Below are 11,664 nucleotides of genomic sequence, written 5' to 3' on the forward strand. Positions count from 1 at the left end.
CCCCTTGTAAGGAAGCTCCATGTCCGTACGCACAAGAACGCTCCGCGTCCTCGCCGGTGCCGTCTCGGCGCTGGCGCTGGCCCTGTCCTTCGGCTCAGCCTCCGCATCCGCTGCCCCGGCCGACGCGAAGACCGGCAAGTCCGAGAAAACCGGCAAGTCCGAGAAGACCGTCACCAGCGGCTGGAACAACTGGTCCTGCAGGCCGTCCGCCGCCCACTCCCAGCCCGTCGTCCTGATGCACGGCACCTTCGGCAACTCCTGGGACAACTGGCTCGTGCTGGCTCCGTACCTGGTCAAGCGAGGCTACTGCGTCTACTCGCTGGACTATGGGCAGAAGGCCGGGGTGCCGCTCTTCAACGGCCTCGGGCCGATCGAGAAGTCGGCCCAGCAACTGTCCGCGTTCGTGGACAAGGTCCGGAAGTCGACCGGTGCCGAGAAGGTGGACCTGGTCGGCCACTCCCAGGGCGGCGGCCCGCTGCCGCGCTACTACCTCAACTTCCTGGACGGCGCCGCCAAGGTCGGCAAACTCGTGGGCATCGCCCCCGACAACCACGGCACCACCGTCTCGGGGATGTCCCGCCTCGTGGACACCGTCCCCGGCGCACGCAAGGTCTTCTCCCTCACCCTGCCCGGGGTGGAGGACCAGCTGGTGGGTTCGGAGTTCCTCAAGAAGCTGAACTCCAAGCCCGACACCGTGCCGGGGGTGGAGTACACGGTGATCTCGACCAAGTACGACGAGATCGCCACGCCCTACAAGTCGCAGCAGCTCTCGGGCCCGGACGTCCGTAACGTCGTCCTCCAGGACCTGTGCAAGCTCGACATCTCCGAGCACGCCGCGATCGGCACGATCGACCGCGTCGCCTTCCACGAGGTGGCCAACGCGCTTGACCCGGCGCACGCCACCCCCACCACCTGCAGGTCGGCCGTCAGCTGACGCACCTCCCGTACCGGCCCGGCCGCTCCCCCCACGGCGGCCGGGCCCCTGCCCTGTTGCCGGACGGTCCAGTGATCATTCGCCCCCGCCTGTACGAACTCCAGCCCCGGACGCGGGAAGTCCCGCCCGTCGGGTCACGATTCCGCCCCGCCTATCCCCGCCCGAGCCGGACGGGATTCAGACGCTGGGTACCGTCGTGGCGCCAGACGCTGGGGCTGCTCGGCTCCGCCGTCACCATCATGGCCGGACTGCTGACCGTCATGTACCTGCGCACCGGGATACCCGCCGACCTCAACGCCTTCGCCACTCAGCAGGCCAACGTCTACTACTGGGCCGACGGCAGTGAGATGGCCCGCACCGGCGAGGTCGACCGGCAGGACACACCGCTGGATCAGGTGCCCGAAACGGTCCGCTGGGCGACGCTGGCCGCGGAGAACGAGACGTTCTACTCCGACAGCGGGATCTCTCCCAGCGGCATGGTCCGCGCGGTCTCCAGGATGGTCACCGGGGGCGACACCCAGGGCGGTTCGACCATCACCCAGCAGTACGTGAAGAACGCCTACCTCAACCAGGAACAGACCTTCACACGCAAGCTCACTGAGATGATCATCGCGATCAAGCTCGACAACAAGATGAGCAAGGACAAGATCCTTGAGCAGTACCTCAACACCAGCTGGTACGGGCGCGGTACCTACGGCATCCAGCGGGCCGCCCACGCCTACTACGGCAAGGACGTCTCGCAGCTGAACGTGAGCGAGGGCGCTTTCCTGGCGTCCCTGCTCAAGGGGGCCGCGCTCTACGACCCGGCGGCCGGCGCCGAGAACCACAAGCGCGCGGTGGAGCGCTGGAGCTGGGTCCTGGACCGGATGGTGGCCATCGGCAAGCTCTCCCAGCAGGAGCGCGCGCAGTACACGCACTTCCCTGAGCCGATCGCCCCGCCCAAAGTCACCGGGCTGACCGGCCAGACCGGCTACCTCGTCGAGACGGCCCGCGCCTATCTGCTGGCTCACTCCCACGTCTCCGAGCGGGAATTCGCGCTCGGTGGCTACCAGATCCGCACCACCTTCGAGAAGAAGCGGATGGCAGCGCTCACCCGGGCGGTCGAGCAGGCGCGGGACGGTCTGGCCCCGGACCGGCGCGCGGCCGATCGCGATGTGCGCATCGGGGCCGCGTCGGTGACCACCGACGGACGCGTCGTCGCCCTGTACGGCGGGCCGGACTACCTCAAACAAGGCTTCAACGACGCCAATTCGTCCGTCGTGCCGGCGGGCAGCGCCTTCACCCCCTTCGTCTACGCGGCTGCCTTGCGCGACGGGGTGCAATGCGAGCGCGGCACGTCCCGCACACCCGTGACCCCGGCGACGCTCTACAACGGCGACAACAAGGTCTCGCTGCACACCCCGGAGGGCCCCTACTGGGACCGCTCGGGGAAGATCGTCAGAGCGGTCAACGACGACGACAGGTCCTGGGGGAGGATCTCACTCCAGGACGCCGTCGCCCAGTCGGTCAACACCCCCATGATGCAGCTAGGCATGGACGTGGGGCTGGACCAGGTCGGCAAGGTGGGCGTGCAGGCGGGCCTGCTGGAGAGCAGCCTCGGAGAAAAACTGCCGTCGTTCTCGCTCGGCACCTCCACGCCCAGCGCCATCCGCATGGCCGACGCCTATGCCACTTTCGCCGCCAAGGGCCGGCACACCGATCCGTACTCGGTCGCCGGACTCCGGCGCAACGGCGCCGACGTGCCCGTGGAGCGGCCGGAGCCCGAACAGGCCCTGCCGCCGCACGTGGCGGGGGCCGTGGACGACGCGCTGCGCGAGGCGGTCCGTAAGGGCACGGCGCAGCCGGCACAGGCCGCCGGGCCCGGCACGGCCGGCAAGACCGGCACCGCGCAGGACAACAAGTCTGCGTGGTACGTCGGTTACCGCGACTCTCTGTCGACCGCGGTCTCGCTCGCCCGTATCGACCCAAGGACGCAGGAGCTACTCCCGCTGGACGGCGTCGGAGGAACACCCAAGGGCACGGTGGGCAGTTCGCTGCCGATCGAGCTGTGGAAACGCTATATGACCGCAGCGTAGGAGACTGGCCAAGCTGCATCATTGAGAACTTTTCGGTACCTGCGCGCGGCTCGCCGACGGCAATGAGAACGACGAGGACGGTGAAGAGGTGGTGCTGCAGGCCCCCTGCATGGCCCTGTGTCTGCTGGCCGGGAGAATCGTGCAGCTCACCGGGGGCAGGACCCGACGCGAAATCGTCCGGTGCCTCAACCGCTACGCTGCCCGGGAGGTCTTCCACCGGATCCGGCCCGCACAGCCATGCCCCCGCTATAGGGGCATGTCGGCCTGGACAGATCCGATTTCATGGATCTCGATCGCCCCGCCCGGTTGACGCTCGTCCAAGCGGTGACCGGCGATCGCCCTTCCACGAGGGCTTCCGGACTGCCGTGGGGTCCGGTGGCGGGACGCCGCTGTCCAGGTGGACGGCCAGACCGGTGACGGCATCGGCTGTGCGGGCGGTGTGCGCGACAACAGCGGCGAGGGCCCTGGTGCGGGGGCGGACGGGGGGCTCGGCGAGCATCTGGTCCAGTACGGCGTGGGCGTGGCTGATCGCCGTGCCGTGTGCACGGTGCGGCGTCGTCGGGCGCGTTCGGTGGTGCCGGCCTCCTGGATCCGGGGTAGCAGCAGGAGGTAGCCGGCGATGGCGTCGTACGCGTCCGCTGTGGCTGTGCGCAGTTCGAGGTCCCGGTGCCGGGGCCGGAGCAGATGTCCGAAGACGAGCACGACGGCGCAGCCGATGACGGTCTCCTACAGGCGCGCAGGTACCAGCCCTGGCACACCCGCGTGGGTGAGCCGTTCGGTGAGCAGCAGGATGGCGGTGGTCGGGAAACAGGTCTGCCAGGCGTAGTTGCGGATCACGCCCAGGGACAGGCAGGCGCCGAGGACGGCCAGGACGGCCGTGTCGGCCCAGCCACGAGGGAGGCAGCGATGCCGATGCACAGCCCCGAGCGGACGGCGTAGGCCCAGGAGGGCCCGGAGCCCAGGGTGCGCCGGATGCGTACCGCGTCGCCGCGCGGGCTCCAGGCGTCGTCGGGCATGCCGAGGTGGCTGTCGTGGGGCGTCGCGGGCCGGCCGGGACCGGTCGCCGCGAACGCCTACCGTACGGCCTGGCCGCCGCCCTGACCTGCTACAAGAAGCTCGCGAAACTCGCCACGTGAGACACCCTCTAATGCCGGATCAGGCAACGTTTGCCCTGTTGACGGTTTGTCATAGCCGTTGGGCGGGGGCGATACCGCTGCGACGTCGGCGGTGTGGAAGGCTGATCCGATGTCTGTAACCCTCCGCCACTTGGACGCCCGGCTCTTCCCTGCCTGGCTTGAGCGCAGTCGAGCCGAGTACGCCAAAGATCTTGTTGCTGCCGGGCAGACGCCCGAGGATGCTCACCGGCATGCGAACGAAAGCATGGCCCGCTCTTTTCCCTCCGGTGCACCGGGCTCGGGGCACGTGGTCTTCGACGTGGTCGATGACGCCGGGGTAGCCGTCGGCTACCTCTGGATCGGGCCAGACACGAGCGACGACGCCGGTGCCTGGTGGATCTGGGACATCGTGATCGACGCCGACAAGCGGGGTCGGGGCTTCGGGCGCATGGCTATGACCCTCGGTGAGGAATATGCCCGGGCGCAGGGCGCTCATACCCTTGGTCTCAGCGTCTTTGGGTTCAACACGGGTGCGCGCGGCCTTTACGAGTCGCTTGGCTACGAGACGACCTCAGTCAAAATGCGCAAGCGACTCAGCTGAGGTTCAGGCAACGTTCGCTCGCTCGACGAGGGCGCGTAGGCGTCGGTCGTCGGCGTGGTCCGTGCCGTCAGGGGTGAAGTAGCGCAGGGCTGGGAACTGGGCCTCGTCGGGTGGGACCGCCGCATTGCGGCAGCGTTCCCCTCCTCAGAACCGGACATGCCCGCGGCCACTGGAGCGGCCTGACGACCTCCGGTGAGGGGGATGCCCCAGGGTGAGGAGGAGCACCTTCGACGGCCTACAATTGAAGAGTTCTTCAATTGGTTAATTTCGTTGATTTATAGATGGTGCAGAGTTCGGAGGTCGGGGTGAGTGAGTTCGTCGAGGCGCTGCTGGAGCGTGTCCGGAAGGCCCGAGCGGACCTGGTGGCTGCCCGGAAGGCCGACGATGTGTATGCCGTCACGGTGGCGCTGGGTGAGCTGGACGATGCGGAGCGGCTGGCCCGCGAGCACGGGTTCGACACCGAGGCGGCAGGAGCGGACGAGGGATGATCGGGATGCCGGTCCCGCTGTATGAGGCGAAGGCGGAGTTCTTCCGCATGCTCGGGCACCCGGTGCGGATCCGGGTGTTGGAGCTGCTGCAGGATGGCCCGAAGCCGGTGCGCGACCTGCTGGCCGCGGTGGAGATCGAGCCGTCGAACCTGGCGCAGCAGTTGGCGGTGCTGCGCCGCTCCGGCATTGTCACCGCGTCCCGCACCGGGTCTACGGTGGTGTACGAGCTGGCGGGTGGTGACGTGGCTGAGTTGCTAGCGGCGGCGCGTCGGATCTTGTCCGATCTGCTGGTGGTTCGGCAGGACGTGCTGGACGGGCCGCGCGCCACGGAACCGGCACAGTGAGGCGCGGCCGCTGGTTGTGGCCCTGGCGCAGGGGCGAGCCTGCAGCGGTGGTGGAGCATGTGCCGCGCCCGGTGCAGCGTCACGTTGTCTCGGTGCCGGTCGGTCCGGAGACGGTGACGCGAGCCCGTAAGGCAGTGGCCAAGCTCTTGCCCGAGGTCGGCGTCGTGACGGGCTCCGCGTTCGCCGACGCGGTGCTGTTGGTGGTCAGCGAGCTGGTCGTGAACGTGCTGCGCCACGCATCGCGCTCACCGGTGGCCGACGTGGGGATAGGTGTCGGGTCAGGGCGTCTGATCGTCAGCGTCGCGGACGCAGAGCCACGCCTGCCCGACCTCGAACCGGACGCGCTGGGGGCGGGACTGCAGCTGGTGGCCGAGCTGGCCGCGGAATACGACGGCGATCTCAGCGCGGAACCGGCCGCGGGCCAAGACGGCAAGGTGATCCTCGTCCGGTTCCGTATGCCTTCGTCATGGCCCTACCCGCACAGGAACGCGGAGATCACAGGAAGCAGGGAGGAAACTCGGTGAATGATCAGGCGACCGACCCGCCGGCGGGCAAGCGGAGCGAAGCGAAATCCTCGGGCGAGCGGCGCAGAAGGCTGGCCTGGCGTTGGTGACAGTGGTGCCCACGCTGAACCGGGTTCCCGCGCTGCTGCGGGAGCGGGACCGCCTCGCGGCCGGGGAATTGCTGCTGCTGTCCCAGCAGGTGCGGCTGTTGGAGTACGACCCGGCCGACTGGGATGCGTGTGTACGCGCTGACAAACGGCTGCTGCGGGGGTGCGCCCGGGTGCTGGCGGTGTGGGATGGCACGGTGTCCAACGGCCGTGACACCACTGCCCACTTGGTGGCCTATGCCCGCAGCTGCGGGATTGACGTCGAGGTGCTGTGGCCCGACGGAGCCGAGCGTGTGTCGATGACCGGAGAGGAGTCGTCATGACGGCCCGGACATCGTCTCGTTCTCGCCCGGTCGAGCTGAGTCGGGGTGAGGCACTGCAGCTGCTGGCGCAGGCGCCGCTGGGGCGGGTGGTGTTCTCCTACCAGGCTTTGCCCGCGATCCGCCCGGTCAACCATCTCGTGGAGGACGGCGGCGATGTCGTCATCCGTACGCATACCGGTGCTGCGTTGCTCGGCCGCGCGGCGATGGGCGAGGTGGTGGCCTATGAGGCCGACGACCTCGATCCGGTGACCGGGACCGGCTGGAGTGTGGTGGTCACCGGCACCGCGAGCCGCGTTGTGGATCCGGTCGAGCTCGCCCACTATCGGGCCGTGCTGACGCCTTGGGCGGATACCGAGATGGAGCATGTGGTGCGGATCCGGACCGACATCGTGACCGGGTTCCGGCTGGTGCGCGGGGAGGCGGGTTCGTGAGCGGTCACAGGTCGTTGCCGGCGTAGGAGAGATTGAAGCTCTTGTTGGTCAGAGGGAAGTCCGGGACGATCGTGTCGTTGAGGGCGACCGGCAGGGCGGGCCAGTTGAAGAACGACGGGTCGACGGGCTTGACCCGCTTGAGGGTGCCGTCGTCGGCGAGTTCGACACGGGTGGTGATGGTGCCGCGCCAGCCTTCGACGAGGCCGACACCGGTGAAGGCGTTTTCGCTGGGCACCGCGGGCGGTGTGAGAACCGCGCCGGTGGCGACGTTGTCTGTGAGTTGCCGGATCAGCGTGAGGGAGGCGTCGATCTCTTCGGCGCGGACCAGGAAGCGGGCCAGGACGTCGCCGCTGGTGTGGACGGGGACGTTGGTGGGGCGGCCGTGCGGGGTGAAGGGGTGGGCGATCCGGGCGTCCAGGGGTAGGCCGCTGGCTCGGGCGACGTAGCCGAGGCAGCCGATGTCGCGTGCGGCGCCGGTGTGCAGGACGGCGGTGCCGGCGAAGCGGTCGTGGACGGTGGAGTGACTGAGCGCCAGCCTGACGATTTCGCGGATGTCGTCACCGATGGCGTCCATCCGGTCGGGGCTGGGCAAGGTGCGCAGTGTGCTGCCGCCGAGTACTACGCCGCCGCGCAGCAGACGGTGTCCGGTGATCTCCCTGTTGAGGCGAAGGAGTTGTTCGCGTACGCGTTGGGCGTGGGCGTTGAGGATGCCGTATCCGACGTCGTTGCAGAGCATGCCGAGGTCGGCGACGTGGTTGTGGAGGCGTTCGAGTTCGAGCAGGAGGGCGCGGGCGCACTGGGCCTGCTCGGGGACGGTTGTGCCGGTGGCCTCCTCGACGGCGAGGCAGTAGGCGAGGGCGTGGCCGACGGCGGTATCGCCGCTGATGCGTTCGGCCAGCGGCAGCCCGGCGGCGATGCTGCGGCCCTGGAAGAGTCTTTCGATGCCTTTGTGAACGAACCAGAGGCGGGCCTTGAGTTTGAGGATGGTCTCGCCGACGACGGAGAAGCGGAAGTGGCCGGGTTCGATGAGGCCGGCGTGCACCGGGCCGACGGGGATCTCGTAGACGCCGTCGCCGGTGACTTCCAGGAAGGGGTAGGGCCCTTCCTGTTCGGCGAAGGCGGGCGGGGCCCCGGCCTCGGGGTGCATGGGGTACCAGCCCTTGGGCCAGTGGAAGTGGCGGACCAGGCGGCGGGGCAGTGGGTGGTGGACAGGCACGACGCCGTGCAGGTCGCGCATCTCACGTTCGAACCGGCCGGCAGGGAAGGAAAGATGGGCCAGGCTGGGCACCTCTGGCTGGGCGGGATCGAGGCGCACGTGCAGCTCGATGCGGGTGTCGGGCGGACCGGAGACGAAGAGGTAGACGAGGCGCACGGTGTCCTCGTCGTGGTGGGCGGCGACCAGGGCCAGTCGATGACCCTCGCGCAGCATCTCCTCGGCTCGTTTGGGTAGTTCGGCGGCGTGGATGTCATGGGCGGTGCGCATCGATCACTGCCTTTCAAGGACGGCGGCGGCCTGGGAGAGCAGGTGACCGAGCGGGCCGGTGGCGATGCCGAGTGCGGCGCAGGCGGTAAGGCCGAGAGCCAGGGGCCACAGCGAGGACGGGCTCTCTTCGACGACCGTGTCCCGGGCGGGGGAGGGGCCGAGCAGCAGGTGAGCGGTGCGGGTGGCCAGTGCGGCGAAGGCGGTCAGGGCCAGCAGCAGGGCGGCGGCCACGGTCCAGCCGATGCCTGCGCCGGCGGCGAATCCGGCGTGGGCGATGCCCAGTTCGGAGGCGAAGAGACTAAAGGGTGGGAAGCCCAGCAGCGCCACCACCGCGAGTCCGAACACTGCCCCGAGCCAGGGCGATTGGGCGAACAGCCCGTGTACTCGCCCGATCTTCGATGTCTCGCGCAGCTGCAGGATCCGGCCGGAGGCGCAGAAGGCGGTGGCCTTGGCGAGCCCGTGTCCGGCGATGTGCAGCAGCGCGGCTGTCAGGGCGAGCGGGCTGCCCACGGCCGTGGCCAGGGCGATCAGGCTCATGTGCTCCATGCTCGAATAGGCCAGCATCCGCTTGTAGTCGCGTTGGGCCAGCAGCAAGGCAGCGGCGAGTGCGAGGGTGAGCAGGGCGATTCCGGCCAGCAGCACGCGGGTGAAGTCCGGGCCGAGGGCGGCGTTCGCGATGACCCGGTAGCGCAGGATCGCGGCGAATGCGACGGACAGCAGGACTCCCGACATCAGCGCCGAGACCGGGGCGGGGGCCTGGCTGTGCGCGTCGGGCAGCCAGGCATGGAGTGGTACCAGGCCCGCTTTGGCGCCGTAGCCGAGGACGACCAGGGTGATGCCGAGCCGGGTGACGGCCGGATCGAGGCGGTCGGCGCGGGCCACCAGGGTCGGCCAGTCCAGCGCCCACGCCTCCGCGACACCTGCCTGCCGGGCGGCGTAGTAGACGAGCACGGTCCCCAGAAAGGCCAGCGCGATGCCGGCTGAGCAGATCACCACGTACTTCCACGCGGCCTCCACGGAGGTACGCGTACGGCGGTGGCCGACGAGGAAGGCAGTGACGATGGTGGTCGCCTCGATCGCCACCCACAGCACCCCGAGGTTCGCGGTGACCACGGCCAGGCACATCGCGGCGAGGAAGGCATGGATGAGTGCGTGGTAGCTCCTCCAAGCGCTCGATCGTGCTTGAGCAGAGGAGCCCCCCATCGCGGTTCGGTCGGTGGCCTGCCGGGCGGCGCGCTCGCCCATCAGAAAGGCGGGCCCCGAAGCGCAGGCGACGAGCGCGACGGCGCCAACCACCAACAGCATCCACGCGGTCAACGCGTCCGCGCGGAGCAGGCCGGAGTATGCGATCACGGCTGGGCCGTGCCTGACCTGTGCGGCCAGCAGTGCAGCGCAGGTGACGATCACCACCGGAGAGGCCAGGCCGGCCCAGTCTCCCACCTGGCTCCGGCGCGCGGGGAATGCAGCCGACTGCTCTCCGGGCGCGGGGGCGTCTCCCCCCTGCCCTGTATGAGGCGTTCCCTCCGTGACGAGGCCGGTGAGCGCGTACCCAGCGGCTACCACCGCGGGCACGGCGATGGGCGCGGTGAGCAGCAGCACGGTGGTGGCGGGCTCTTGTAGAAGGCGCAACATCAGTCGTGCAGCTCCCGCAGGTCGTCGATGTCGGTGGTGCCGAACGCCTCCCGCACCCGGACGGTGAGAAGTTGGAGGACGAGTACGGCAAGCAACACGTCGAAGGAGACGCCGAGTTCGACGATCAGCGGTACACCGGAGGCGGCCAGGAAGGCAGTTGCGGTGATGCCGTTGTCCAGGAGCAGGAATCCGACCACCTGGGCGAGTGCCCGGCGCCGGGTCACCAGCACGAAGAAGCCGATCAGCACCACGGCCAGGCCGACCGGCAGCGCACGGGTGGCGGGGGTGGGGTCGAGCTCGACCAGCGGCCGGGCCACGGCGTAGGCGAGCAGCGTGAGCGCGGCCGCGGTCAGCAGCGAGGCCGCCACGTTCACCAGCGGCTGCGTCTCGCGCACCTCCTCGCTCTCTCCGCGGCCGGCGACCAACGCATTGAGCGCCCGCCGGATCAGATACGGCAGCAAAGCGGCCCTCAGCGCCCCGATCCCGGCGGCTACCACGATCAGGTTCCAGCGATCCTCGCGCAGCCCGAGCAGCAGAGCGATCGCCGCGAGGGCGATGCCTTGCAGGGCGAAGAGCCGTACGATCGCGGTGAGTTCGCGCCGCCACAGCACGACCACGGCCGCCAGCAGGAACGCCCCGCAGGCGAGATCGAGCAGTTGGGTGAACGGGCTCTGGCTCATCATTCTCCGCCCAGGAAGTACGAAGAGGTCACCGCGAGTACAGCCAGCAGGAAGGATCCGGCCAGGAGTTCGGGGACACGGAAGAGCCGGAGCTTGGCCCAGAACACCTCGGCCGCCGCCAGTACCGTTCCCAGCACGGTGACCTTGAGCACCATCACCAGCGCAGCGAGCAGTACTGCCGCCAGGGAGGGGGTGGTGGCAATGCCCCACGGGGCGAACAGCGAGGTCAGCAGCCCTAGCAGCACGGTCAGTCGCAGCTGCGCGCCGAACTCGACCAGGGCCAGGTCGGGGCCAGCGTATTCGAGGACCATCGCCTCGTGGACCATGGTCAGCTCCAGGTGGGTCGAGGGGTTGTCCACCGGTAGCCGCCCTGTCTCGGCCAGCACCGCGACCGCGAGCGCGGCGATGGCCAGGAGCCCGGCCGGGGAGCCCAGCCGAGCGGGCTGGTCGACCGCTCCTGCGACGATGATCGGCAAGTTCGTCGACCCGGCCGGTATCGACAGGGCGAACACCGCCATCAGGATGGTTGGTTCCACCAGCGCGGCAATGGTCATCTCACGGGAGGCACCCATACCGCCGAACGCGGTGCCGGTGTCCAATCCGGCCAACGCCAGCGCGAGTGTGCCCAGAGCCAGCAGCGCCACCACCACGATCAGATCCGCCCGGATGCTGACCGGAGTGTCCGTGGACACCAGCGGAACCAACACGGCGAGCACGAGCGAGGTGGCGACCAGCAGCAACGGCGCCCAACGGAAAGCGGGACCCGTCCCGACCGGGGTGATCGCCTCCTTGCGGCACAGCTTGCGCACGTCCCGCCACGGTTGGAGTACCCCGGCTCCGGCCCGCCCCTCCAGGCGGGCCCGGGTCTGCCGCATCAGTCCCGTCAGCAACGGCGCCCCGGCTACCACCGCAACCAGTTGCACCGCGACTGCCACGTACCCCATGGAT

At 69.2% G+C, this 11,664-nt stretch carries 13 protein-coding genes and 1 pseudogene; 8 read left to right on the top strand and 6 right to left on the bottom strand.

The genetic code is table 11. From position 1 onward, the window contains the following. The first annotated feature begins 19 nt into the window (after positions 1–19). Positions 20–934 carry an esterase/lipase family protein gene (locus MOV08_RS41690; RefSeq protein ID WP_275311393.1) on the top strand — a complete coding sequence of 305 codons (915 nt, stop codon included), beginning with the start codon at positions 20–22 and terminating at the stop codon, positions 932–934. A gap of 260 nt (positions 935–1,194) precedes the next feature. Then, a complete protein-coding gene (locus tag MOV08_RS41695) occupies positions 1,195–3,009 on the top strand; it encodes a transglycosylase domain-containing protein (RefSeq protein ID WP_476718412.1) in 1,815 nt (604 codons plus the stop codon). Positions 3,010–3,735: 726 nt separating this feature from the next. On the opposite strand, the gene MOV08_RS41700 is transcribed toward MOV08_RS41695, so the two are convergent. Further along, positions 3,736–3,927: a hypothetical protein gene (locus MOV08_RS41700; RefSeq protein ID WP_275311395.1), complete on the bottom strand. Its 192-nt coding sequence runs from the start codon at positions 3,925–3,927 to the stop codon at positions 3,736–3,738. Positions 3,928–4,254: 327 nt separating this feature from the next. Between MOV08_RS41700 and MOV08_RS41705 the strand changes: the two genes are divergently transcribed. Beyond that, positions 4,255–4,725 carry a GNAT family N-acetyltransferase gene (locus MOV08_RS41705; RefSeq protein ID WP_039639449.1) on the top strand — a complete coding sequence of 157 codons (471 nt, stop codon included), beginning with the start codon at positions 4,255–4,257 and terminating at the stop codon, positions 4,723–4,725. A gap of 3 nt (positions 4,726–4,728) precedes the next feature. Here the strand turns inward: MOV08_RS41705 and MOV08_RS43900 are convergent. Continuing rightward, positions 4,729–4,830 (bottom strand): annotated as a pseudogene (locus tag MOV08_RS43900) (transposase); the annotation flags it as partial. 176 nt (positions 4,831–5,006) lie between these two features. Between MOV08_RS43900 and MOV08_RS41710 the strand changes: the two are divergent. The 5 genes from MOV08_RS41710 (at position 5,007) to MOV08_RS41730 (ending at position 6,921) form a co-directional block, all read left to right on the top strand. Further along, positions 5,007–5,213, top strand: a complete 207-nt coding sequence (locus tag MOV08_RS41710) for a hypothetical protein (protein ID WP_275311396.1) — start codon at positions 5,007–5,009, stop codon at positions 5,211–5,213. Positions 5,214–5,218: 5 nt separating this feature from the next. Then, positions 5,219–5,557: an ArsR/SmtB family transcription factor gene (locus tag MOV08_RS41715; RefSeq protein WP_275312040.1), complete on the top strand. Its 339-nt coding sequence runs from the start codon at positions 5,219–5,221 to the stop codon at positions 5,555–5,557. A gap of 47 nt (positions 5,558–5,604) precedes the next feature. Continuing rightward, positions 5,605–6,081 carry an ATP-binding protein gene (locus MOV08_RS41720; RefSeq protein WP_275311397.1) on the top strand — a complete coding sequence of 159 codons (477 nt, stop codon included), beginning with the start codon at positions 5,605–5,607 and terminating at the stop codon, positions 6,079–6,081. A gap of 94 nt (positions 6,082–6,175) precedes the next feature. After that, entirely contained in the window at positions 6,176–6,490 is a 315-nt protein-coding gene (locus MOV08_RS41725) for a hypothetical protein (RefSeq protein WP_275311398.1), read from the top strand. After that, positions 6,487–6,921 carry a pyridoxamine 5'-phosphate oxidase family protein gene (locus MOV08_RS41730; RefSeq protein WP_275311399.1) on the top strand — a complete coding sequence of 145 codons (435 nt, stop codon included), beginning with the start codon at positions 6,487–6,489 and terminating at the stop codon, positions 6,919–6,921. Before MOV08_RS41725 ends, MOV08_RS41730 begins: the two co-directional genes overlap by 4 nt. A 4-nt stretch (positions 6,922–6,925) precedes the next feature. On the opposite strand, the gene MOV08_RS41735 is transcribed toward MOV08_RS41730, so the two are convergent. Genes MOV08_RS41735 through MOV08_RS41750 form a run of 4 tightly spaced genes read right to left on the bottom strand, consistent with a single transcriptional unit; the run spans position 6,926 to position 11,660 of the window. Continuing rightward, on the bottom strand, positions 6,926–8,404 hold the full coding sequence (locus MOV08_RS41735) for a hydrogenase large subunit (protein ID WP_275311400.1): 1,479 nt from the start codon (positions 8,402–8,404) through the stop codon (positions 6,926–6,928). 3 nt (positions 8,405–8,407) lie between these two features. Next, a complete protein-coding gene (locus MOV08_RS41740; RefSeq protein WP_275311401.1) occupies positions 8,408–10,036 on the bottom strand; it encodes a proton-conducting transporter transmembrane domain-containing protein in 1,629 nt (542 codons plus the stop codon). Beyond that, on the bottom strand, positions 10,036–10,716 hold the full coding sequence (locus MOV08_RS41745) for a hypothetical protein (RefSeq protein ID WP_275311402.1): 681 nt from the start codon (positions 10,714–10,716) through the stop codon (positions 10,036–10,038). The genes MOV08_RS41740 and MOV08_RS41745 overlap by 1 nt, the downstream gene beginning before the upstream one ends. Continuing rightward, positions 10,716–11,660 carry a respiratory chain complex I subunit 1 family protein gene (locus MOV08_RS41750; protein WP_039639455.1) on the bottom strand — a complete coding sequence of 315 codons (945 nt, stop codon included), beginning with the start codon at positions 11,658–11,660 and terminating at the stop codon, positions 10,716–10,718. The genes MOV08_RS41745 and MOV08_RS41750 overlap by 1 nt, the downstream gene beginning before the upstream one ends. Positions 11,661–11,664 lie beyond the last annotated feature (4 nt).

The sequence above is a fragment of the Streptomyces yunnanensis genome (genome assembly GCF_029011865.1).
Classification (GTDB): Bacteria; Actinomycetota; Actinomycetes; order Streptomycetales; family Streptomycetaceae; genus Streptomyces; species Streptomyces yunnanensis.

Excerpts from the sequence above, each read along its gene's own strand:
- MOV08_RS41710 (WP_275311396.1), top strand. The coding sequence starts at position 5,007 with ATGGTGCAGAGTTCGGAGGTCGGGGTGAGTGAGTTCGTCGAGGCGCTG.
- MOV08_RS41690 (WP_275311393.1), top strand. The coding sequence starts at position 20 with ATGTCCGTACGCACAAGAACGCTCCGCGTCCTCGCCGGTGCCGTCTCG.
- MOV08_RS41745 (WP_275311402.1), bottom strand. The coding sequence starts at position 10,716 with ATGAGCCAGAGCCCGTTCACCCAACTGCTCGATCTCGCCTGCGGGGCG.
- MOV08_RS41715 (WP_275312040.1), top strand. The coding sequence starts at position 5,219 with ATGCCGGTCCCGCTGTATGAGGCGAAGGCGGAGTTCTTCCGCATGCTC.
- MOV08_RS41750 (WP_039639455.1), bottom strand. The coding sequence starts at position 11,660 with ATGGGGTACGTGGCAGTCGCGGTGCAACTGGTTGCGGTGGTAGCCGGG.
- MOV08_RS41735 (WP_275311400.1), bottom strand. The coding sequence starts at position 8,404 with ATGCGCACCGCCCATGACATCCACGCCGCCGAACTACCCAAACGAGCC.
- MOV08_RS41740 (WP_275311401.1), bottom strand. The coding sequence starts at position 10,036 with ATGTTGCGCCTTCTACAAGAGCCCGCCACCACCGTGCTGCTGCTCACC.
- MOV08_RS41695 (WP_476718412.1), top strand. The coding sequence starts at position 1,195 with ATGTACCTGCGCACCGGGATACCCGCCGACCTCAACGCCTTCGCCACT.
- MOV08_RS41730 (WP_275311399.1), top strand. The coding sequence starts at position 6,487 with ATGACGGCCCGGACATCGTCTCGTTCTCGCCCGGTCGAGCTGAGTCGG.
- MOV08_RS41705 (WP_039639449.1), top strand. The coding sequence starts at position 4,255 with ATGTCTGTAACCCTCCGCCACTTGGACGCCCGGCTCTTCCCTGCCTGG.